Here is a 23424-nt window from a genome sequence, read left to right on the forward strand (position 1 = left end):
CGAACGTCGAATCCAGTCACTCCCCTAGCGCCTCCGGCAACCCGGCCCGACGGGCACCTTCACCACTGAGCGCGCCGCTGATCGTCGGCTTCGCTCCACATCTCGCCATGCGACCGCGGCATCCGGGCCGGTCACGCATCGGCCCTTCGCGAACCCATCTCGACTCGCGACCGCAACCGCAACCGCACCGATGACCTTCGAGGGCGTGGACGGCAGGGCTGGGTGGCAGCTTGGCAGCGTTCCTGAGCTGGGGTGGCGTAGATCACGAGGGCGAACGTGAAAGCTTCTTGTACGGTCGTACTTGTACAGCCGTACAAGTTGAGAGAAGGAACGCCGTGCCGTACGTGTTTCTGCTTGTTGCCATCGCCTGTGAAGTGGCGGCCACGAGCATGCTGAAGTTCACGGACGGCTTCACGAAGCTGTGGCCCACCGTGGCGTGCCTGGCCGGATATGCGATCTCGTTCGCCGCCCTGTCGGTTGTCGTCAAGGATCTGCCGGTGGGCGTCGTCTACGCCGTCTGGTCGGCCCTCGGCACCGCCGCGATCGTGGCCATCGGCGCGGTCTTCCTCGGTGAGCCGCTCACGACGGTTAAGGTCGTCGGCGTCAGCCTCATCATCGCCGGCGTAGTGACCGTGAACCTGGGCGGTGCCCATTGAGCAATCCCATCGAAGAGACCCCCGCCCGCCGCCGGGCCGACACTCGGCGACGGCGCAGCGACCGCGACCCCACGCACGACGACACTCCGGGGCCCGGCCGACCGGCCCGGAGGCGTACGGACTCGGAAACCGCACGCCGCCCCCAGCGCGCCCGTGATCCCGAGGCCCGCCGGGCCGCCCTGGCCGCGGCCGCGCTCGAGGTGATCTCGGAGTCGGGTCTGGCCCGCACGTCGCACCGGGCCGTGGCGGCCAAGGCCGACCTGCCGCTCGGCGCGACGACCTATTACTACCCGACGCTGGACGACCTGATCGCCGCCGGGCTTCAGCTGGCCGCGGCCGACCTGCAGACCGACTTCGAGCGCTGGGCCGGGCGCCTGGGCGACACTGACGACATCCCGGCCGCCGTCGCCGGTCTGATCGTCGAGTATCTGAGCGACCGCCGCCGCGCCCAGATCGAGTGCGAGCTGTATGTGGCCGCCGCCCGCGACGCCGCTCTCCGGCCGCTGGCGATGGCCTGGCTCACCGGCATGCGCGGCATCCTGGAGCCGCACCTGGGCCCGGACGCCACCCGCGACGTCATGGCCCTCTTCGACGGCGTGACCCTGCAGGCCCTGATCACCGGCAATGACGTCGACGTGACCGCCCTGACCGCCACGATCCGCAAACTCACGAGCTGACCGGCGACGGGGAAGCGGGCGCGACGGAGGCAGCGGAGGATCGGGCCAGGACGGCCAGCCCGAACCCCGACCCCAGGAACATGACCGCGAGAAGAACCCACCCGGCCGTACCCATCTCGATCGCGGTCACCGTCACCACGGTCGGCGCGACCATGGCCGCCAGCGCATACCCGGTCCCGTAGACCCCCTGGTAGGCCCCGAGACGCCGCGGATCGGCCAGCTCGAAGCTCATGTTCCAGGTCGCCGCGCTGGACAGGATCTCGGCGAACGCCTGGGCCAGGGCGGCCGCGACCAGCGTCCCCACCGCGAGCCACGGCGACATCCACCCACCGGCCGCGAAGAGCAGGCACGACCCGGCCATCAACCAGGCGGCCCGGGTCATGACACGCCCGGCACCACGCAGATCACCCGTCCCCCGGCTCATCCGGACCTGCAACACCACCACGACCACCGTGTTGAGCAGCAGCAACAGCGACGCGAGCACGTGCGGCGCCCGGGTGTGCCCGACCACCCAGAGCGGCACCGCCACCTCGATCAGCCCGAACTGGAGCCCGAAGACGCCACTGAGCGCGGTCATCAGGAGAAAGACCCGGTTCCGGTACGGCGACAGGCCGCCCTCAACGGGTGCGGCCGCCGGCGGGGATACCCGCGCGGTGGACAGGCCGAGCAGCAGCACCGACGACCCCAGGAACAGGATCCCGGCGCACCCCATCGTGACCCTGTAGGCCGCGCCCGTACCGATGGCCAGCGGAACCGCCGCCACCGCCGTGCCCGCCGCGATGCCGAAGTTGGTCACCGTCCGCATCGCCGCCCGGACCCGCACCCGCTCATCGCCCGGGAACGCCCGCCCGATCGCCGCCGACCGCACCGAGGTGCCGCCCTGCTGCGCCAGCGTCACCAGCGAGGCGACCAGGATCAGCGTCGGCACGTCCCGGACCGCGACGTAGGCGATCATCCCGGCGCCCTGCGCCACCTGCAGCGCCACGAGCAGCCGGCGCGGGCTCCACCGGTCGGCGAGGTGGCCGAACACCAGCGAGCTGCCCACCCCGACCGCGCCCGCGCAGGTCAGCGCCACCCCGACGGTGAGCGCCGGCAGGCCGGCCACCGTGGTCAGATAGAGCGCGGTCAGGGGAAGGAACACGCCGCGCCCGACGGCGCCGATCAGGGTCACGGTGAGCAGGCGGCGCAGGGTCGTGTCGGCCCGCACGAGCGAGGTGATGGTCACCCGTCCGTTGTCGCAGTGATCGACTGGCCGGCCAACTGATGTAGCGTATGGCTTCATGTTCCGCTACATGCTCGAGCCGGCGGATCTGTCGGCGGTGCGCTTCGGCATCTCCCCGCTGAGCGAGTTGGGGCTGGCCCTGCGCGCGCTGCGCGTCCCCGAGGCGTTCCCGCAGCAGCACCCGTGGCTCGACCGGATCGCGCCGGTCCGCCCGCTGCTCGATCTCGAACTGCTGCTGGCCCTGGTCAACGACCGGCGTTCCGTGGCCGACTTCGTCAACCCGCGCCCGGAGTCACCGCTGACCGTCCTCGGCGACGAGCTGGCGGAGCTGGCCCGGCTCACCCCGGCCCGGATGCGCCACGATCTCGAACACGTGCACGGGGAGCTGCCGAGGGTCTTCCGCGGCCCGCACGAGCGGGTGGTCGGGCGGCTGTGCGAGGCCCTGGCGACGATGTGGGAGCTGGCGTTCGCCCCGCACTGGGCACGGATGCGGGCCGTGTTGCAGGCCGACATCATCCACCGGGGCCGGATCGTGTCGCAGGCCGGGATCGGCGCGATGCTCGACGGCCTCTCCCCCGCGGTCAGCTTCGACGGCCGCAACATCGACATGCGCCTGCGCGGTGCGGGCTCTCCGCCCCGGCCGATCCGCGGTGACGGGCTGACGCTGGTGCCGTCGATGTTCGTGTCCCGCGTCTCCACCCCGGCCGACGACGACCTGCCGCCGACGATCGTCTACCCGGCGCGCGGCCAGGGCGCCATGTGGTCGGCGGCCGAGCATCCCGACGCCGGCGCCGTGCGGGATCTGCTCGGCGCCGTACGGGCCGGGCTCCTGGGCGCGCTCGGCGAACCGACCTCCTCGACCGAGCTGGCGCTGCGCCTGGACGTGAGCACGTCCGCGGTCAACCAGCATCTGCGGGTGATGGAGCGGGCCGGGCTGCTCAACCGCACCCGGTACGGCCGCAGCGTCCTCTACTACCGCAGCGACCTGGGCGAAGCACTGACGCGAAACGGCCCGCCCTCCGGTGGAGAGCGGGCCGTTCCCTAGATCGTTCAGTCGCGGTTGGTGCTGGTGTCCTCGGGGTAGGTCGCCCCGCCGTCGGACTCCCTGGTCAGCGGACGAGCGCCGCCCTCAGGCGGGCCCGCGATGCTCTGCTCGCCGGCCGCCAGCTCGGGGAACTTGGCGTCGAAGGCGGGCCGCTCGGACCGGATGCGCGGCATGCGGTCGAAGTTGCGCAGCGGCGGCGGGGACGAGGTGGCCCACTCGAGCGAGTTGCCGTGACCCCACGGGTCGTCGACCGTGACGACCTGACCGACCTTGTACGACTTCCAGCAGTTGTAGATGAACGGCAGCGTCGACAGGCCCAGAACGAACGAGCCGATCGTCGAGAACGTGTTCAGGAACGTGAACCCGTCGCTGGCCAGGTAGTCGACGTAGCGCCGCGGCATGCCCTTCGTGCCCAGCCAGTGCTGCACCAGGAAGGTGGCGTGGAAGCCGATGAACGTCAGCCAGAAGTGAATCTTGCCGAGGCGTTCGTCGAGCATCCGGCCGAACATCTTCGGGAACCAGAAATAGATTCCGGAGAACACCGCGAACACGATCGTGCCGAAGAGCACGTAGTGGAAGTGCGCGATGACGAAGTAGGAGTCGCTCACGTGGAAGTCGATCGGCGGGGAGGCCAGCAGCACGCCGGACAGACCACCGAAGAGGAACGTCACGAGGAAGCCGATGGCGAACATCATCGGTGTCTCGAAACTGATCTGGCCGCGCCACATCGTTCCGATCCACACGAAGAACTTCATGCCGGTCGGCACCGCGATGAGGAAGCTCAGGAAGCTGAAGAACGGCAGCAGCACCTGGCCGGTGACGAACATGTGGTGCGCCCACACCGACATCGACAGCGCGGCGATCAGCAGCGTGGCGGCGACGAGGCCCTTGTAGCCGAAGACCGGCTTGCGGCTGAAGACCGGGATGACCTCGGTGATGATGCCGAAGAACGGCAGCGCCACGATGTAGACCTCGGGGTGGCCGAAGAACCAGAAGAGGTGCTGCCACAGCATCGGCCCGCCGGTATTGACGTCGAAGACGTGCGCACCGAGCACACGGTCGGCGGCGAGGGCGAACAGCGCGGCCGCGAAGAACGGGAAGACCATGATCACGAGGAGGCTCGTGACCAGGATGTTCCAGGTCATGATCGGCATGCGGAACATGGTCATGCCGGGCGCGCGCAGGGTCAGCACGGTCGTGATGATGTTGACGCCACCGAGAATCGTGCCCAGACCCGAGAGGGCCAGGCCGACGACCCACATGTTGCCGCCGACGCCGGGCGAGTGCAGCCCGTCGCTGAGCGGGGTGTAGGCGAACCAGCCGAAGTCGGCCGCACCGCCCGGCGTGAAGAAGCCGGAGATGGTGATCGTGCCGCCGAACAGGTAGAGCCAGTAGGCGAACGCGTTCAGCCGCGGGAACGCCACGTCGGGCGCGCCGATCTGGATCGGCACCACGAAGTTCGCGAAGGCGAACACGATCGGCGTCGCGAAGAACAGCAGCATGATCGTGCCGTGCATCGTGAACAGCTGGTTGTACTGCTCGGGCGAGAGCAACTGCATGCCCGGCCGCGCCAGCTCGGTGCGCATCAGCAGAGCCATGAGGCCGCCGAGCATGTAGAACACGAAGGCCGTGATCATGTACATGATCCCGATCTGCTTCGCGTCCGTCGTGCGCAGAATTCGGGCTAGCGCCGAACCCTTGACCTGCCGTCTGACCGGGTAAGGCCGGGTCACGATCGGCTTAGGCGCAACGGTCGTCACGAATAGCCTCCGTTGTCTCGTTCGTCCCACTCAGTACGCCCGAGATGAAAGGCGTACCTCGCAGGCAGAATAGTCCCCCGCCGACCCCCCGCGGGCGGGGGGTGACCAAAGAGGTCAACAACGGTTTGTGCAGGCACTCAGACCGGCTGGACCAGCGGACGGTAGTGATCGGTGAAGATTCGCAGGCCACGCCTGCGCAGCATGGGGTCGCGCAGGGCGGGCGGGACGTCGCGGGTGCGGTCGCGTTCGCGGGTGCGGTCACGCATGTCCGAGCAGCGGGGACGACGGCGTTCCTCGTACGCCGCCAGGGCCGCCGGCACGTCGCCGGAGGCCTTCCGCAGCTCTTCGCCGAGGACGACGGCGTCTTCGAAGGACATGGCCGCACCCTGGGCCAGGGTCGGGGCGGTGGCGTGGGCAGCATCACCGACGAGTACCACCGGACCGCGCGACCATGCGTCGAGAACGACCTCGTCGGTGCGCGCGACCTGTACCTTCTCGATGGCCTTGAGGATCGCCGGGGCCGGGCCGCCGAACGCGCCGAACAGCTCGCGGACGCGGGCCACCGGATCTTCCGGGTTCGGCGAGTCGGGCGCGGTCTCGTCGGCGTGGAAGTAGAGCTTGCGGCTGCCCATCGGCATCGCCACGAACGAGGACCGGCGCCCGAGCAGGGCCGTCCAGTCGCTGAGCGGCGGGCCGCCGGTGACGACCGAGCGGTAGACGATCTGGCCGGTGGGCGCCGCGGCCCCGCCCAGCCCGGCCTTGTTGCGGATCGTGGAGCGGCGCCCGTCGGCGCCGACGACCAGGTCGTATTCGGCGACCGCGCCGTCGGCGAACTCGACCTTGGCGGTGGCGTCGAAGATCTCGAGGTCACGGACGGCGGTGTCGTAGCGCACCTCGCCGCCGACCCCGGTCAGCAGCACCTGCTGGAGGTCGGCCCGGGAGAGCGCGCGCGACTCGCCGACACCGGCCCAGAGGCCGGCTACGTCCATCTCGAAGAGCTCGCGGCCCCGGGCGTCGAGGAAGACCTGCCGGAAGATCAGGTCGCCGAGCGGGCGCAGCGGGGCGTCGAGCCCGAGCTGGCGCAGGGCCCGCGAGGCGTTGCCGGGGAGGTAGATGCCCGCGCCGGGAAGCATGGAGGCCGGTAGCTCCTCCACCACGTCCGGCCGGAACCCGGCAAGCCGCAGGGCTCGCGCGACGGCAAGCCCGGCGATTCCCGCACCAACCACCAGGATCCGCAACGTCATCGCAGCCTTGCCTCCCACCCGTCGGACACGCGTCGGAGCCAAGACACTACCCCGAGCCACCGTCGGGAGAAACCCGCGATCATCGAGGAGTCCGAATTGTTCCGATGCGGTCCATGTCTTCACCCTCGCACAGGCGTATGACAAATCACGCCGGTGTAATTTCGCACCCGGCGGGAGAACATTGAGGGCATGACCGACCGTCTCGCGGACTATCGGCGCAAACGGGACGCTTCACGCACGCCGGAGCCGGTTCCGAAGTCCCATCCCGGAGAGACGGATCGGCAGCGCTTCGTCATCCAGCAGCACCACGCGCGCAGCCTGCACTGGGACGTCCGCCTCGAACGCGACGGCGTGCTGGTGTCGTTCGCCGTGCCGCGCGGCCTGCCCCGCGATCAGGGCCGCAACAACCTGGCCAAGCACACCGAGGACCACCCGCTGGAATATCTGAAGTTCAGCGGCGAGATCCCGGCCGGCGAGTACGGCGGCGGCCGGATGACGATCTTCGACCACGGCACGTACGAGACCGGCAAGTGGCGCGACGACGAGATCGGCGTCACGTTCCACGGCGATCGCACGTCCGGGCGCTACGTCTTCTTCCAGACCGGCGGCAACGACTGGATGGTCCGCCGGATGGACCCGCCCGAGCCCGGCTGGGAGTCGATGCCCGAGGCCGTGGAGCCGATGCTGACCACGAGGGCGGCCAAGCTGCCGGCCCCGGACGACGAGTGGGGCTTCGAGATGGCCTGGAACGGCCGTCGCACCACGGCCTACATAGATGGTGGCCGGGTCCGCCTTCTCGACGCCGACGGCAAGGACGTGACCTCGTGGTATCCGGAGATCCGTCCGCTCGGGCCGCAGCTGGCGCCGGTCGAGGCGGTGCTGGACGGCGAGATCGTCACGCTCCCCGACATCACCCAGCTGGAACGGCGTAAGGAGCCGAAGGACGCCGGAGCCGCCAAGCGGGCCGCCGAGCGCACCCCGGTGCATTTCCTGGCGTACGACCTGTTGTGGCTGGAGGGGCACAGCACGGTCGAGGCGGTGCGCTACGCCGAGCGCCGCGAACTGCTGGAGGGCCTGGCGATCAACGGCGACCACTGGCAGACCCCGCCCTACTTCCCCGGCGGCGGCGAGTTCGCCCTCGAGGCGGCCGCGGCTCAGGGCCTCGGGGGAATCGTGGCCAAACGCCTCGACTCCCCCTACCTGCCCGGACGCCGCAGCCGCCTGTGGCTGGAGATCAAGCGGCCCGGCGGCGCCTAGAAAAGATCAAGGCGCCCGGAAAAGTTCAAGCAGCCCGGCGCCGCGTGAGGAACAGTGCCCCGGCCCCGCCCAGCACCAGCAGCAGACCGATCCCGGCGAACAGAGCGCCCTGCGGCCCGGTGATCGGCAGCCCACCGCCCCCGCCGGAACCACCGGACGGTGGCGGCGCCGCAGCCGGGTTCAGAACGACCGCCGCCGTGTTGTTGGCCGGGTTCAGCTCGCCTGTCCAGGTCGGCGCGCCCACCGCCACCGCACCTCGGGCCCCCGCGATCACCTCGTCGATGCGCAGCCCGAACTCCCACTTCACGGTGCCGCCGACCTTCAGCACCGTGGAGAAGTCACAGCTGTAACGCGACGAACCCGGCGCGCCGGGCCGGAGCCCGTCGATCGTGCCGCCGGCCGTCATCGGGAAGCAGCTGTCCGGCACCCGCACCGCTGTGGCGCCCTTGGGCACGTAGAAACGGGCATCGGGCCAGCCTGCGCCCCTGGTGTGGTCGAACGCGGCCGGCCCGTGATTGACCAGGCTGACCGGAACGGTGACCACGGCGCCCTTGCGGCCCGAGGCCGTGGCGCCGACCGCGGCCACGTCGGCCGAGTTCCGACCCGTGAGCTGGACTTTCAGGCTTTCCTCGGCATGCCCGCGCTGAGCCTGCGGAGGACCCGCCTTGGCCGTGGCCACCGGGACCAGCCGCAGCACACCGCCACGGCCGGGCGTGCCGATCTGCCCGTAGCCACCGTTCCGGATCCACTGCCGCTGGTCGGCCAGCTCCGCGTCGGTCATCCACAACCAGCCGCCGGCCTGCACGTCCGGGGCGAGAGTGTCGGCCCGCACCCGGAACGGCAGATTCAGCCGGTACGTGGTCCCGGGCTCGAGCGTCTGGTCGAACGTGCACCCGTTCAACGCGCCGTCGGTGTACTCGCAGTTGCTGTACTGCGTCCGGCTCTCGAGGAAGTAGCTGTTGCCGCTGATGAATCCGACACCCTGCGCCGCCAAGGTGCCCGAGTTCGTGACCGTGAGCGGAGCGTCGATCGGGTCGCCCGGTTCGGCCGACACCATGCGGTCGCCTCCCGGGGCGGTCAGGGTGACCCCCTCGCCGATCGTGATGCGAGCCGTGCGGGTGATCGGGGCGTGTCCCTCGACGGTCATCGTCGCGGTGAGCGTGGCCTGCCGCCCGATCACGCCGTCGTCGGCGATCTTGACATAGCCGACCAGCACCGCGTCGACACCGGCCGGGATCAGCGCGGTCACCGGCGAAGTACAGATCAGCTCGACGTCGCCGGGAGCCACGCGACAGTTGTCACGGGAACTCTCCTGCGCGAGCGTGAAGGCCGGGTCCTGGTCGATGAACCGGTAGCGGAGGCTGACCGCACCCTTGGCCACGGGCAGGGGCCGGTCGGCGAACAGCATCGTCTGGACGTACGCACTGGATCCGGGCACGATTGTGTGGTTCCGGACGTAGAAGTCGACCTCGGCCGGCGCGGCGGCCTGAGCCGGCACCGCCCAGGCCAGGACGAGCGCCAGCGCGGCCAGAGCGGCCAGCAAGCGACGCAGGACAAGTGGACGCATCGGGGCTCCTCCGCATGACCCGAACATCAAAACGTCCGCAGTGTACGGATCATCACGGGAGCCCGTGACCCCGTGCGGATCAGGGGTTGATCACGATCGCGGCCGAGTTGTTGGTCTTCTTCAGCTCCTCGGCCGGCGCGCCGACCGCGACCGAGCCCCGAGCACCCCTGGTCACCTTGTCGATCCGCAGCCCGAAGGCGAACTTCAGCGAGCCGCCGACCTTGAGCAGCGAGAAGAAATCGCAGCTGTAGCGCAGTTCGCCGGGCGCGCCGGGCCGGTTCTCATCGATCTTGCCGCCGCTGGTCATGGGGAAGCAGCGGCCGGGCACACGCACCGCGGTCGTGCCCTTGGGCGTGTAGAAGCGCACGGTCGGCCAGCCCCGGACCCGGCTGCGGTCGATGGCGACCGGCCCCTTGTTGACCAGGCCGACCGAGGCCGTCACGACCGCGCCCTTCTTGCCCTTGGCCTTGGCGCCGAGCGCGGCCAGGTCGGTCGACTTCTTGCCGGTGACGGTGAGCTTCAGGCCGTGCGACGTGTATTGCGTGGTGGCCTGGGGCGGACCAGCCTTCGCGGTGGTGACCGGGGTCAGCGTCAGCACCCCGCCCGTCCCGGCCGGACCGAGCCGGCCGAACCCACCCTTGATCACGTATTGCCGGAAGTCGGCGAACTCCTCGTCGGTCATCCACTGCCACGCGGCGTACTGCACGCCCGGGGCCGCGGTGTTCTTGCGGACCCGCAGCGGCATGGTGACGCGATAGCTGGCCCCGGGCGCGAGCGTCTGCGGGAAGACGCAGGCGGTCAGCACGCCGTCGAGGTAGGCGCAGTTGCTGTATTGCGTACGGGACTCGAAGGCGTACTGGGCGGAGGCGACGATCGCCGTCCCGTACGCCGGCCCCGTCGACGAGTTGGTGATGGTCAGCGGGGTGTCGATGGTGGCGCCGGGCGCGGCCGAGCGCTCCTTCTCGGGGTCGGCGGCGGTCAGTGCCACGCCCTCACCGGCCACGATCTTCGCGGTGCGGGTGACCGGGGCGTAGCCCTTCACGGTCATCGTCGCGGTGAGCGTGGCCTGGTCGCCGGGCTTGGCCGTGCTGCCGACCTGCACGTAGCCGACCACGGCGGAGTCGACGCCGGCCGGGGTCAGCGCGGTGACATAGGGCCCGCAGTCCAGCGTGAGCAGCGTCTGGATGTCGACGCTGCAGTTGTTCGGGTGACCCGCCTCCTGCAGCGTGAAGGCCGGGTTCTGGTTGACGAGCCGGTACTGGATGGAGACCGCGCCGGACGCCACCGGCAGGACCCGGTCGGCGAACAGCAGCGTATAGATGAGCTCGCTGGCCCCCGGCGCCAGCGTGTAGCTCTTCACGAAGAAGTCGACCTTGGCCGCGGCCGAAGCCGCAGGCCCGGCAGCGGAAGCCGAAGGCGCGGCGGAGGCGGGAGAGGGCACCGCCCAGACGAGGAAAAGCGTCAACGCGGCCAAGCCGGCGAAGAAGCGGCGGGAAGTAAAGGTCCCCATAAGGCCCGCAGCATAGGGATCGGCCATCGGCCGTGTGGCCCCTTAACAGAATTGTAATCTCGCGTTAACGTGAAATCCGGTTGAATCCACCCGCCCGGCGCACCGGCAGTCCGTGCCTCGAGCGCGACCACCGGGTTCCCTTCAGCTCAGCCCCCGGCTCCCGATGAGGGGTTATCCGGCGACCGCAGCGGAAAGGTCTTCTGTTTAGATGCACCCCGTAACCCCCCAGCCCTGCGCACCCGTGACCGAGATGTCTGCTGAACTCTGGAACTCCGCCGCCCGCGTCCTCGAGATCAACTGGCAGGACGACCACATGGTCCCGTCCCGCCGCCTCTACCCCCATCAGTGGAGCTGGGACGCCGCGTTCATCGCGGTCGGGCTCGCCTACGTCAATCCCACCCGCGCCTGGCGTGACCTGCGCAGCCTGTTCGAGGCCCAGTGGCCCGACGGGCGCGTGCCGCACATCGTCTTCGATCCGGCGACCGCCGAGGCCGACTACTTCCCGGGTCCGTCCTTCTGGGGCGTTCCCGCGTACGCCAACCGCCCGCCGAACGGAAGCACCGGGATCGTCCAGCCTCCGCTGCACGCGGTCGCGGCCTGGGAGGTCTACCGCCGCGCCTCGGCTCACGGAGCGGCGTGCGTCCAACAGGCGTACGGGGAACTGGAATGGCTCTATCCCCGCCTGGTCGCCCAGCAGGAATACCTGACCACGCGCCGCGACCTCGGCGGCGCCGGCCTGGCCGGCATCGTGCACCCGTGGGAGTCGGGGCTGGACAACAGCCCGTCCTGGGACGCGGCCATGGCCAATGTGCCGGCCGACATGACGCTGCTCAGCACGTTCCGCCGGCGTGACCTCGACGTGGCCGACGCGTCCCACCGCCCGACCGACCGCGACTACGCCCGCTATGTGGGCCTGGTTCTCAGCTACCGCGCCGAGGAGTATTCGGACACCGATCTGCTGAGCCGCCACATGTTCGCCGTCGAGTGCCCGTCGTTCAACTCGATCCTGGGCGCGGCCGAGCTGGCCCTGGCCCAGATCGCCGCCGTGCTCGGGCTCGCCGCGGAATCCGACAAGCACCGCGACCGCGCCCAGCGGATCACGGGGGCGATCGTCAAGCACCTGTGGAACCCGGAGACCCGCACGTTCCACGCGCGCGATGTGCGTACGGGAACGCTCAGCCCGGCCCACTGCGTGAGTGGCCTGATGCCGCTGATGCTGCCCGATCTGCCGGCCGAGCAGGTCGAGGGCATCCTGGCCGAGGCGCGCTCGGAGCGGTTCGGCCTGCCCGACGAGACCGGGCTGCCGGTGCCGAGCTACGACCGTACGGCGCCCGACTTCGACACCCAGCGCTACTGGCGGGGCCCGGTCTGGATCAACGTGAACTGGCTGCTGCGCCGCGGCCTGCTGATCCACGGCCGGCGCGACGAGGCCGAGGACCTGCGCGCGGCCATGGTGCGGCTGGTGCACCGCAACGGCCACTTCGAATACTTCCACCCGAAGAACGGCGAGGGCCTGGGCGCGCCCACGTTCAGCTGGACCGCTGCCCTGGCCCTCGACCTGCTCGCCGACCGGTCGGTGCCGGCGTACGCAAAAGCGGGTTAGATCTTTTTAGAAGACGACGACCGAGCGCAGCACGCCGCCCGTGTGCATCTTCTTGAAGGCCTCCTCGACCCCGCCGAGCGGGATCTCCTCGGTCACGAACGCGTCGAGGTCGAGGCGGCCCTGCAGGTAGAGGTCGGTGAGCATCGGGAAGTCGCGGGTGGGCAGGCAGTCGCCGTACCAGCTCGACTTGAGCGCGCCGCCCCGGCCGAAGATCTCGAGCAGCGGCAGCTCGATCTTCATGTCGGGGGTGGGCACGCCGACCAGCACGACCGTGCCGGCCAGATCGCGCATGTAGAAGGCCTGCTCGTACGTTTCGGGGCGGCCCACCGCCTCGACCACGACATCCGCGCCGAAGCCGCCGGTGAGCTCCTTGACCTTCTCGACCACGTCGACGCCGCGGGCGTTGATCGTGTGGGTCGCGCCGAAGCCCTTGGCCCACTCGAGCTTCTGGTCGTCGGTGTCGATCGCGATGATCGTGGTGGCCCCGGCCAGCGCCGCCCCGGCCACCGCGCCGTCGCCGACCCCGCCGCAGCCGATGACCGCGATCGAGTCGCCGCGGGTCACGCCGCCGGTGTTGATCGCCGCCCCGATGCCGGCCATCACGCCACAGCCGAGCAGCCCGACCGCGGCCGCCCGGGCCCGCGGGTCGACCTTTGTGCACTGTCCGGCGTGCACCAGCGTCTTCTCGACGAAGGCGCCGATGCCCAAGGCGGGCGAGAGCTCGGTGCCGTCCTCCAGGGTCATCTTCTGGGTGGCGTTGTGGGTGGCGAAGCAGTACCACGGCTTGCCCTTGTTGCAGGCCCGGCAGTTGCCACAGACGGCCCGCCAGTTCAGCACCACGAAGTCGCCCGGCGCGACGTCGGTGACCCCGGCGCCGACCGACTCGACCACGCCGGCCGCCTCGTGGCCGAGCAGGAACGGGAAGTCGTCGTTGATGCCGCCCTCGCGATAGTGCAGGTCGGTGTGGCACACCCCGCACGCCTGGATCGCGACCACGGCCTCACCCGGCCCCGGATCGGGCACCACGATCGTGGTGAGCTCGACGGGGGCACCCTTGCTGCGGGCGATGACGCCCTGCACTCGCTGACTCATGCGCCCAGCGTAGATGCGATCAGTCGCATGGGTCAGGGGTCGCCGGGATGCGGAGGTCGAGCGGTTGGTCGAGCAGTTGGTCGGCCAGTTTGGCCAGCTGGCGCACCTGGGACGGGGAGAGCCGGTCGAAGATGAGCTGCTGCACCGCCTCGACGTGCCCGGGCGCCGACTCCCTGATCTTCTCGAAGCCGGATTCGGTCAGCACGGCGATCTGTACGCGGCCGTCGGCGGCGTCGCGCTCGCGGCGCACCCAGCCCTGACCCTCGAGCCGGGCGATGACGTGGGAGAGCCGGGACAGCGACGCGCTCACGTTCTTGGCCAGCTTGCTCATGGAGAGCCGCCGGTCGGGTTGTTCGCTGAGACGCACGAGCACGATGTAGCCCATGTGGGTCAGACCGGCGTCGCGCTGGAGTTGGGCCTCGAGCGCGGCCGGCACCTTGATCAGCACTTCGACGAAGCGGCGCCAGGTCTGCTGCTGCTCGTCGGTCAACCACCGGGGAGGGGCCGTCCCAGAAGGCTCTGTCATGCGCCGAAGGTTAGTAGCGGACCGCGCTTTGGTCACGATCCGGGTCCAGGTTGCCCCGGACGTGTGCCAGATTGATCGACGGTTCGCGTTGTCCCTAGTACGCTGCGCTGGGACTTGAACCGGGGGCTCTCATGTACGGCACGACGCCGGCACCGGTTCGGCTGGGGGGCCACGGCCGATGCCGGCGTCGTGCTATCAAAGGTGAGCTTTACGCGGGCGGCTCGTCCTTGCCCGCCTCCTCGGCCGCGTCGGCCTGTTCCTTCGTCTTGTGCACCGCGCCGTCGGCGTGCTCCGGGGGGCCATAGACCGTGTAGAGCACCAGCGGGTTGGCGCCGGTGTTGAGGAAGTTGTGCTTGTGGCCGGCCGGCACCACGACCAGGTCACCCTGCGCGATGTTGCGGGTCTGACCCGAGACGATGGCCTTGCCGGTGCCGCTGACGAAGGTGAGGATCTGGTCCACCTCGTGGACCTCCTCGCCGATCTCGCCGTCCGGCGGGATCGTCATGATGACCAGCTGGGTGTGCTTGCCGGTCCAGAGCACGCGGCGGAAGTCCGGGCTCTTCTCGGCGACGGTGGCGATGGTGAAGTGCTCCATGCCGGGTGTTGTACCCAGCTCAGGACGTCTGCAACCGGCCTTCGACAACGGGAGCGGGACGGCCGATCAGATAGCCCTGCACGTAGTCGACGCCGAGCTCACGCAGCAACCGCAGGGTGGGTTCGTCCTGCACGAACTCGGCCACAGTGTGGATCCCGTACGCCTGGCAGACCTGCACCAGCGCCCGCACGAGAACCTGGTCCTGGGGGCTGTTGACGAGGTCGACCACGTACTCCCCGTCGATCTTGACGAGGTCGATCGGGAAGATCCGCAGGTAGCGGAACGACGCGTATCCGGAGCCGAAGTCGTCCAGCGCGAGCTCGCAGCCCAGATCGCGGATGCGGTCGGCGAACCGCCGGGCCTCGCTCAGGTTGCCGATCAGCGCCGTCTCGGTGATCTCGAAGGTCAGCTGCTCGGGCTTGACCCGGTACTGCTCGATCAGCCGCTCGACCTCGTCGGTGAGCCGCGGGTCGCCCACCGAGCGGCCGGAGAGGTTGATCTGCAGGCAGGTGCCGGGCTGGTCGGCGGCGAGCTGCATGGCCCGCTCGACCACCCACAGGTCGATGTCGAAGACCGCGTCGAGACGCTCGGCGATGTCGAGCACCTGGATCGGCGACTGCGGCCCGTCCGCCTCGTCGAGCACCCGCAGCAGCAGCTCGTGGCGGGTGACCTCGTTGGTCTGCAGCTCGAGGATGGGCTGGGCATAGAGGGTGAAGCGGTCGGTGTCGAGCGCGTCGGCCACCCGGCTGCGATAGGAGCCCTGCCGGTCGCGCGCCGGCACCGGGTGCGCGATCAGGGTCAGCGGCACGGCCGATTCCCGCGACTGCCGCCACGCGTGCTCGGCGTCGATCAGCAGCTCGTGGCTGCCGGCGTCGCCGTCGGGGGTGAACCGGACCAGGCCGCCCCACGCGTCGGCCCGCAGCCAGGTGTCGGGCAGCACGAAGGTCTGCGACCGCAGCGCCTCGACCAGCAGGTCGGCCTCGCGCCGGGCCATCGGCCAGGAGGTTCCGGGCAGCAGCACGGCAATCTCGTTGGGACCGACCCGGCCCAGCATCGCACCCTGCTGCATCACGCCCTCGAGCACCCGGACCGCCCGGTGCAGCAGGTCGGCGTTGCGTTCGGGCCGCACGTCGTCGCCGTGGCCGGCCGGCTGGACGCGGACGACCAGCACCGCGCCGCCGCCCCGCCGCAGCGCGCGGTCGATCTCGTCGGCGAACCGGGCCCGGGTCAGCAGGCCGGTCGCCGGGTCGGGCTCGACCAGCGAGGACTGCACGGTCTCGCCGCGGCGGGCCAGCCGGTCCATCTCGCGGCGGGCACGTTCGCGGACCGAGACGTCGGTCACCGTGCCGCGGATGCCGCGGACCGTGCCGTCCGGGCTCTTCACCGGGTCGAGCCGGCAGTCCACGTCGAACCACCCGCCGTCGGCCCGCATGAGCCGGATCGTCGTCCGCATCTGGGTGCGGGTGGTCCAGGCCCGGGTGATGGCCGAGAGCGCCTCGGCGTGGTCGTCGCGGTGCACGTAGCGGGCGAGGACCTTGCGGCTCACCTCGTCCTGGCCGGGCGGGTCGCCGAGCATGGCGCGCAGCGCGGCCGACCACACGATGCGGTCGCCGGTCGCGGTGTAGGAGAACCAGGCCGGCCGGTCCTCGGCGGGGGTGCGTTGTTCGGGCAGACGCGGCGTCCGCGCATGCTGATGCTCATCGGGTGCGGCCATGCGCCCGCCACCTCCCCCCAGAATGTCCCCAAGCCCCGGCACTATTACGACCCGTCACACGGCCGAGATAACAGTGGACAGCTGCTCCAATGTTTCGGCGCTCGCTCGCGGAAAGCGTCCAGCAGCAGCTTCTCGCCCGATCAGAGTAGGGAAATACCTGATCGGTTGACCACTGCGCTGCGTAGTTCGGGCCGGGAAATAGCATGCTTTCCATGACAGACAGTTACTGCTAGTGCCGATTGTGGAACCTTGAGCGACTGCTACCCGCCGAAGGCCCTCGTCATGCACGCCACGTCACACTCAGGACGCGCCGCGTCACGAGATCCGTTTCGGCCTGGATATGGTGGTTTCTGGACCGACGCGGAGGACAAGCATGGGGATCATTCGGGACATGCAGCGCGTGCACGCCACCCAGGCGGCCGCCGACCATCGGGCGAACACCGCGGCCGCGCAGCAGCGCGACCTGATCCGCCGGAACGCGGACCTGGCCATCGCCGCAGCGCAGCAGGCCGCGGTTGACGCCGACCGCAAGCGTGAGCACCAGCGGCTCTATCTGGAGGCGAAGTCGGCCGACGCCGCCGCCGCGAACGCGGAGATCCGGGCCCGGCTCAGCGACCTCGACGCGTTGCTGCTCTCCACGCTGGACGTCGACGACCACATCGACCTCCAGGTGTTCAAGAAACCGGTCGTCGCACCCCCGTTCGACCCGGGCCCGCTGGCCCGCCCGCTGCCCGAGCCGCGATGGGACAGTTACGTGCCGCCGCAACCGCGCGGCGTCGGCAAGATCCTCGGCGGCGACCGGTTGCGCCAGCAGCAGAACGCCAGCGCCCAGCGCGCCTTCGACGACGCCCGGTCCCGGTGGGCCGAGGCCGAGGAGCGGCGCAAACGCCAGTTGGTGGTGCGGCAACGGGCGTACGACGACAGCCTGCGCAAGCACGAGGCGAAGATCACCGCGTACAACGCCGAGGTCGACCGTTTCGCCCGTGCCGTGGCCGAGGCCGACCCGGCGTCGGTCGTGGAATATTTCGCGATGGTGCTCGGCAACTCCGTCTATCCCGACGACTTCCCGCAGCACTTCCGGCTGGCCTACCTGCCCAAGCAGCGCCATCTGCTGATCGAGTACCACCTGCCGCCGATCGAGGTGGTGCCGCACGTCAAGGAGTACCGCTACGACCGGTTCCGCGACGACCTCAACGCCGTGCCGCGCGACGAGACCGAGATCCGCCGGCGCTACGTCGAGGTGATCGCCCGGGTCACGCTGCGCACGATCCACGAGGTGATCGAGGCGGACCGCGGCGGTCTCGTACGCCAGGTGTCGTTCAACGGCATCGTCGACACGATCGACCGCCGCAACGGCCGGTTCGTGCGGCCCTGCCTGGTGTCGATCCAGGCCGCGCGCGAGACGTTCGCGTCCATCAAGCTGCGCCGGGTCGACCCGGTGGCCTGCGTCAAACACCTCGAAGGGGCGCTCTCCTCGGCGCCCGACGAGCTCACCGCCGTACGGGAAAAGATCGATTTTGACCGTGACGCCGACCGTGACTTCACCGAGGAGTTCAACGTGCTGGCCGAGATCGACGAGCGCCCCAACCTGGTCGCGCTCTCCGACGCGCAGTGGGAGCAGCAGCTCGGCGACCTCTTCGGGATCATGGGTCTGCAGATGGGAGCGGCTCAGCGCACCGGCCTGGGCACGCGCTGGCAGGCCACCGACCCGCGCCCGATCTTCGGCGGACCGGTGGTGATCTTCGCCGTGCGGGGCGGGGCGTCGGGTTCGGCGGCGGTGCACGCGCTGGCCGGAGCGGTGACGGCGGCCGGCGCGACGAAGGGCATCCTGGTCTCGCTGGGCGGCATCGAACCCGAGGCGTACGAGGCGGTGGCGGGCCGCCCGCTCGAACTGATCGACGGCCCGGCGCTGGTGACGCTGCTCTCCAACTACTGCCGGGTCAAGGCCCGCATCGAGCACGTCAAGGCCTAGAACATTTCCCGTACGAGGTTGGCCAGCACCTCGCGGTCACGGGGGTCGCCGGGTTCGTACTCGGTGATCCCTAGGCCGGCCAGCGGGAACCGGTCGGTGAGCGCCTTCACCGCGGCGGCCAGGCGCTCGGGGCGTACGCCGTCGGGCTCGGGCGCGCCGACCGAGCTGAACCAGGCCGGGTCGAGCACGTCGAGGTCGATGTGGATGTAGACGGCTCGCGCCTCTTGGGTGATGAGAGACACGTCGTCCACGTCGACCATGACGATCGATTTGTCCGATACATAATCTTTCTCGGCGGGATCGAGCGCCCGCACACCGGCCAGCACCACCTGTGACGGCCGCAAGGTGCGCCGGGGTGCCATCTCCGGCGGGCCCTCCCCCAGCAACGTGCGCAGCACCATGCCGTGGAACGCGCCCGACGGCGACGACTCGGGCGTGTTGAGATCGCCGTGCGCGTCGAACCAGACCACGACCAGCCCGTCGCCGTGCCGCTCGAGCGCGGCCTCGATCGGCGCCAGCTCGACCCCGCAGTCACCACCCACGGTCACCATCGGCGGGTCGGTCACCGCCGACCGGATCGCCGCCAGGTTGCCGGCCAGGGTCTCCCCGATCGGCACCCGCACACGGCGGTCGGCCGGGATCATCGAGGCCAGCGCGGCCGCGCCCTCAGCCAGACGGCGGGCGTTCGGTGAACTGGAACCCTGCCACTGACCCACTTCGAGCACCGTGCGGCGTGGCGGCGGGGTGATGCCGAGCTCGGCGATGCGCTGCCAGACCGGGGCCATCGCGGCCTCGGGCTCGCGGGCGTAGATGCTGCCCCGGATGCGGACGAAGACACAGTTGCCGACCCGCTCCAGCACCGCCTGGCGGCGCATGTCGCTCTCCCACTGCTCCGGGCCGTGGTAGGCGTCGCCGTCACACTCGATGGCGAGCCGGCGGCCGTCGGGGGCGCTGAGCACGAAGTCGATGCGGTAGGCGCCGATCCGGAACTGCGGGATCGGCCGGAACCCACGGGCCGACAGGCGCTGCAGGACGTCGCGTTCGAAGTCGCTCTCGCAGCGGACGGCCAGGTCGGCGACCTCCTCGGCCGGGGCGAGATTGAGCGCGTACGTGAGAAGAAGCCCCCGCGCGTCGTCGGCGAGCAGTGACCCCGGCCGTACGGAATGGAAGATCCACAGCTGGTCGCGGGCGCGGGAGGCGGCGACGTTGATCCGCCGGTGGTACTCGCGTTTGGTGAACGCGGCCACCTTCGGGTCGTTGTCCGAGACCACCATGGACACCAGCACGATGTCGCGTTCGTCACCCTGGAACGTGTACGCGTCGCCGACCCGCAGCCGCCGGGCCTGGATCTCGTCCTCGCCGATCTCCTCGCGCAGCTGGTGCAACAGGTAACCGGCCTGCCCGCTGGTCGACAGCATGGAGATCACGCCCAGCGTGCGGCCGTCGTACTGCGGGTCGCGCACGATCGACGCCACCTGCTGCACCAGCGCCTCGGCCTCGGCCACGTTGACGTCCCCGAAGCCGCTGAGCGACTGACGCACCCCGGCCGGCAGGAACACCGTACGGATCGGGGCGAACGCCGGCCGGTCCGCGCGCAACGGCATGATCTTGCCGTCGTAGTAGTGCCGCGACGAGAACTCGATGATCTGCGGCACGCAGCGGAAGTGCTCGGTCAGCAGGATCCGCTCGGGTGACCGGCGGACGGCGTGGTCATAGAGCGACGACTCGGGGTCGAAGTGCTCGGCCGAGGGCACGTCGTCGAGGTGGCTGTGGATCAGGCCCGCCACCGCGCCGACAAAGCCCAGCTGGGGGCCGATCTGCTGGTCGTCGCCGACCACCACGGCCCGTTCGGCGAGCGAGAGCACGGGCAGGGCGAACAGGTCGGCCTGCGACGCCTCGTCCACGATCACCACGTCGAACCGGGCGCCACCGGCGAACTGCTCGATGGCCCGGTCGACCGACATGACCCAGACCGGCACCGCCTCGACGGCCGACTCCATCGCGCGCTGGGCGTGCGCCTGCCAAGCGGCGGCCGTACGTCCCGTGCCTTTGCCGATCTTGCGGAGCGCGGTGGTCCAGTCGGCCAGGGCGGCGCGGCGCCGGTCGTCCAGGCTGCGCGACACCTCGAGCCAGGCCGAGGCGACCACCAGTTCGGCCGTACGGCGCCGGATCTTGTCGCGGGCGCTCTCGACGCGCTTGGCCAGCACCGCCGGGTCGACGCTGCCGATCACCTCGTCGAACCAGGTCTGGGCGCGCCGCCACTGCCACGCCTCCAGACACGCCTGGCCGCTCACCGGCGGCACCCGGCCGGCCTCGATCATCGCGGCCCACTCGGGGGCTTCGGCCCGCAGCGTGTCCAATTTGTCGCGCAGGTCGGCCGCCGCTGGGCACAAGGCGGATAAACGCCTTACTTCGGCCAGCTGCTCGTCCCAGCCGTCGAGCGTTGCCCATGCCTGCATGAGATGCGGCCACGCTTTCAAGCGATTTGTCACGTTCTGCCGTTGGTGGTTCGCGGCGTCGAGGTCATAGACCGCGGGTGCCGCGTCGAGCAGGGCGGCCACATCGGCCAGCCGCGCCGGGTCAAGGTCAAGTTCGTGTTGCGGTACGAGGGCAGCCAGCCGATCGGCCAGCGCGGGCCAATGGCGTACGTCCCAGTCGAGAGACTGCCCCGCCTCGGCCAGCAGCGCGCCGGCCCAGATCTCGGGGTCGCCCCACCCGCCCGGCGGGTCGGCGATCGCGAGACGCTGCCGCCACTCGGCCCAGTGACCGCCCAGCCGTTGCCTCGCCTGCCCGCGCCGCACCCAGGCGGTCACGACGTCGACGTCTTCGGCGGTGCGCAGCGGTTCACCGTCCACGCGCACCTCGTCGGCCACGCGGTAGAGGGCCGCCTGCATGAGCCGGCTCAGACCCCGGCCGCCCGCGAACCGCTGCCGGATCTCGGCCAACTGGGCGAGGAGGCGTTTCGGTTCCGACGCGTACGGGCCGGGGACGGTGATCTGATGACCGGCGAGCGCGCGGGTGAGGGTGGCCAGTTCGGCCAGCAGAGCCTCGGTGGCGGTGACGTGGTCGGCCCAGACCGTGCGCCAGTGCGGGTCGTTGAGCAGACGGCCGAGGCGGTCGGTCCAGGCGCCCTCGCGGCGGCGCAACCAGGTGAGGGCGTCGTGCAGGTCGTCACGGACGGCGGCGACGTTCGTATCGCGGACGGCCTGCAGGTCCAGCCCCTGCGCGGCGAGCGCCTCGACCCTTGTCGCCAGCGATCTCTGCTCTTCGCGGGCGTTCGTCTCGTCCCGGGCGGACGGAAGATCACCTGTTCCCGGCAGCTCTTTCAGTGCATCCGATTTGTCGGTATTGCTGATGCTGTGGCTCAGCTCGAGCAGCGTGCCGAACTCGGTGCCGTCGAGCGGCGGCGGGCCCGACACGGGATCGGGGATGCCGCTGCGGGTCGCGGCCCGCTCCCGCAGCCAGGCGCCGACCTCGACCGGGGTCAGCGGGGCGCCGTCGATCACGTACGTGACCGCTTCGTTCTCGGCGATCGCGCGCAACCCGCCGAGGGCCGTCGCCAGTTCCCGCTCGGCCTCCTCCAACAGCGAGGTCAGGCGCTCGACGCGGCGGGCCTCGGCGGCCTTGTCGAGAGTGGCGGCGCGGTCGGACAGCTCCCGGGCGGCCAGCTGCAACTGCACGAGCTGGTCGGTGGTGCGGCCCAGCACGGCCAGGCAGAGGGAACGGATCTCTTCGGGCAGTCCGTCGCGGAGCACCCGCAGCGGGTCCTCCTTCTGCGCGACGACCAGCACCCGCTTGCCGTTCGCCATCAGGTGGCAGATCAGGTTGCGGATCGTGTGGGTCTTGCCGGTGCCGGGCGGGCCCTGCACGGCGACGTTGCGGTGCTGGGCCAGGCGGCGGGCGATCGACTCCTGCGCCTCGTTGGTCGGCAGCGGCATGAGCAGGCGCTCGCCGACCCGCTGCCAGCTCTCCGGCTCGTCGCCGGGCATCCGCAGCTTGCTGGGCTCGTGGGCGACGATCGCGGCCAGCGCGCCGACCGCCTCGGTGTCACCGGTCAGCAGGCGGTCGCGCAGGTTTTCCAGAAAGCCGCGCAGCAGCCGCTGCTTGGGCCGGGCGAAGAGGACGCCGACGTCCTTGACGTGGGGCCGGGTGTCCTCGTCGGTGATCAGCCGGTCGTAGCCGAGCCGGCCCAGCGCGCGTTCGAACAGTTCCCGCCGGTCGAGGTCGTTCCACAGGTCGACCTCGAGCGTGCCGGCCGGACCGGCCAGGGCGACGAGCTGGCTCAGATAGCGGTCGTCGAGACCGTTGAGGGCGTCGGTCTGCAGCCGCGACGGCCCGGCCGGGGAGACGGTGATCATCGAGCGGTCGGGCTCGTATTCGATCAGCACCGGCGTCGCCACCAGCGGATAGAGGACCCGCTCCCCGTTGATCACGGTCTCCAGCAGGCCGTGGCCCCAGACCAGCTCGGTGGTGGCCGCGGTCATGTCGAGCTGGTGCATGAGGTCGAAGAGGCGGCGGTGCAGGGCGCGGGTCTTCTCGGCCTCGGCGGTGGCGTGGGCCCAGGGGCGCCAGACCTCGTCGCGCCAGGTGGTGAACTCTTCCTCGTCGCCCTGCGGTTCCTCGGTGGCCGACGCGGTCACGTCGCGCCGCAGGCCTGGGGGCACCTCGACCGGCGGGGGCAGGTCAGGCAGGCCGACGCGCAGCCAGGAGGTGCCGTCGGCCAGACCGACCTGGCAGCCGGGGTGGTCAGGCAGCGCGTCGAGACGCAGGGTGTCGGCGGGGACCGTGCGGGCGGGGCGTTCCATCTGAGCCCGTACGGCGAGCAGGTAGTCGGCGACCGCGACGGCCCGGTCACGGATCGTCGTGGGCGACTCCAGTTGCTCGGCCATCCTCTGAAGTCTAGGACGCGCCGTCTCGTCGCTCGCGGTGTCGCGGTCAGCGCGCCGCGCTTCCTTCCCGGCGCCGGGGCGCGGTCCGCGTGTCG

16 protein-coding genes are annotated in these 23424 nt (G+C 70.4%); 6 read left to right on the forward strand and 10 right to left on the reverse strand.

The genetic code is table 11. From position 1 onward, the window contains the following. Positions 1–389: 389 nt before the first annotated feature. Both JIG36_RS54805 and JIG36_RS25260 read left to right on the forward strand, forming a co-directional pair. Positions 390–656, forward strand: coding sequence for a DMT family transporter (locus tag JIG36_RS54805; protein ID WP_236048253.1), 267 nt, complete (start codon positions 390–392; stop codon positions 654–656). Continuing rightward, entirely contained in the window at positions 653–1333 is a 681-nt protein-coding gene (locus JIG36_RS25260) for a TetR/AcrR family transcriptional regulator (RefSeq protein WP_236048207.1), read from the forward strand. Before JIG36_RS54805 ends, JIG36_RS25260 begins: the two co-directional genes overlap by 4 nt. On the opposite strand, the gene JIG36_RS25265 is transcribed toward JIG36_RS25260, so the two are convergent. Next, the gene (locus JIG36_RS25265) at positions 1323–2558 is read right to left on the reverse strand and encodes an MFS transporter (RefSeq protein ID WP_203378878.1); all 1236 of its coding nucleotides are present in this window, start codon (positions 2556–2558) and stop codon (positions 1323–1325) included. The two genes, JIG36_RS25260 and JIG36_RS25265, sit on opposite strands and share 11 nt — an antisense overlap. 55 nt (positions 2559–2613) lie before the next feature. On the opposite strand from JIG36_RS25265, the gene JIG36_RS25270 reads away from it, so the two are divergent. Then, on the forward strand, positions 2614–3600 hold the full coding sequence (locus JIG36_RS25270; protein ID WP_203378879.1) for an ArsR/SmtB family transcription factor: 987 nt from the start codon (positions 2614–2616) through the stop codon (positions 3598–3600). 5 nt (positions 3601–3605) lie between these two features. Here JIG36_RS25270 and ctaD read toward each other — a convergent pair whose 3' ends face one another. Both ctaD and JIG36_RS25280 read right to left on the reverse strand, forming a co-directional pair. Beyond that, positions 3606–5360 carry an aa3-type cytochrome oxidase subunit I gene (gene ctaD / locus JIG36_RS25275; protein WP_203378880.1) on the reverse strand — a complete coding sequence of 585 codons (1755 nt, stop codon included), beginning with the start codon at positions 5358–5360 and terminating at the stop codon, positions 3606–3608. Between the two features lie 137 nt (positions 5361–5497). Further along, entirely contained in the window at positions 5498–6604 is a 1107-nt protein-coding gene (locus JIG36_RS25280; protein WP_203378881.1) for an FAD-dependent monooxygenase, read from the reverse strand. Positions 6605–6793: 189 nt separating this feature from the next. Between JIG36_RS25280 and JIG36_RS25285 the strand changes: the two genes are divergently transcribed. Further along, the gene (locus tag JIG36_RS25285; RefSeq protein ID WP_203378882.1) at positions 6794–7861 is read left to right on the forward strand and encodes a DNA polymerase ligase N-terminal domain-containing protein; all 1068 of its coding nucleotides are present in this window, start codon (positions 6794–6796) and stop codon (positions 7859–7861) included. A 25-nt stretch (positions 7862–7886) separates the two neighbouring features. Here JIG36_RS25285 and JIG36_RS25290 read toward each other — a convergent pair whose 3' ends face one another. Next, positions 7887–9428 carry a hypothetical protein gene (locus JIG36_RS25290; protein WP_203378883.1) on the reverse strand — a complete coding sequence of 514 codons (1542 nt, stop codon included), beginning with the start codon at positions 9426–9428 and terminating at the stop codon, positions 7887–7889. A 79-nt stretch (positions 9429–9507) separates the two neighbouring features. Further along, positions 9508–10938, reverse strand: a complete 1431-nt coding sequence (locus JIG36_RS25295) for a hypothetical protein (protein WP_203378884.1) — start codon at positions 10936–10938, stop codon at positions 9508–9510. 250 nt (positions 10939–11188) lie between these two features. Between JIG36_RS25295 and JIG36_RS25300 the strand changes: the two genes are divergently transcribed. Further along, positions 11189–12541, forward strand: a complete 1353-nt coding sequence (locus tag JIG36_RS25300) for an MGH1-like glycoside hydrolase domain-containing protein (RefSeq protein WP_203378885.1) — start codon at positions 11189–11191, stop codon at positions 12539–12541. 6 nt (positions 12542–12547) lie between these two features. Here the strand turns inward: JIG36_RS25300 and JIG36_RS25305 are convergent, their stop codons facing one another. From JIG36_RS25305 to JIG36_RS25320, 4 genes are all read right to left on the reverse strand, one after another. Further along, positions 12548–13633 (reverse strand): S-(hydroxymethyl)mycothiol dehydrogenase, encoded by a 1086-nt coding sequence (locus JIG36_RS25305; RefSeq protein WP_203378886.1) that lies wholly within the window; start codon positions 13631–13633, stop codon positions 12548–12550. 19 nt (positions 13634–13652) lie between these two features. Beyond that, the gene (locus tag JIG36_RS25310) at positions 13653–14159 is read right to left on the reverse strand and encodes a MarR family winged helix-turn-helix transcriptional regulator (protein ID WP_203378887.1); all 507 of its coding nucleotides are present in this window, start codon (positions 14157–14159) and stop codon (positions 13653–13655) included. 208 nt (positions 14160–14367) lie between these two features. Continuing rightward, on the reverse strand, positions 14368–14754 hold the full coding sequence (locus JIG36_RS25315; RefSeq protein ID WP_203378888.1) for a cupin domain-containing protein: 387 nt from the start codon (positions 14752–14754) through the stop codon (positions 14368–14370). Between the two features lie 19 nt (positions 14755–14773). Then, positions 14774–16468: an EAL domain-containing protein gene (locus JIG36_RS25320; RefSeq protein ID WP_203378889.1), complete on the reverse strand. Its 1695-nt coding sequence runs from the start codon at positions 16466–16468 to the stop codon at positions 14774–14776. 373 nt (positions 16469–16841) lie between these two features. Here JIG36_RS25320 and JIG36_RS25325 point away from each other — a divergent pair, with 373 nt between their 5' ends. Continuing rightward, complete coding sequence (locus tag JIG36_RS25325; protein WP_203378890.1) at positions 16842–18440, forward strand: restriction endonuclease; 1599 nt, start codon at positions 16842–16844, stop codon at positions 18438–18440. Here JIG36_RS25325 and JIG36_RS25330 read toward each other — a convergent pair. Further along, positions 18437–23329: an arginase family protein gene (locus JIG36_RS25330; RefSeq protein ID WP_203378891.1), complete on the reverse strand. Its 4893-nt coding sequence runs from the start codon at positions 23327–23329 to the stop codon at positions 18437–18439. The genes JIG36_RS25325 and JIG36_RS25330 overlap by 4 nt on opposite strands. Between the last annotated feature and the right edge of the window lie 95 nt (positions 23330–23424).

The organism is Paractinoplanes ovalisporus (assembly GCF_016834655.1).
GTDB lineage: Bacteria > Actinomycetota > Actinomycetes > Mycobacteriales > Micromonosporaceae > Actinoplanes > Actinoplanes ovalisporus.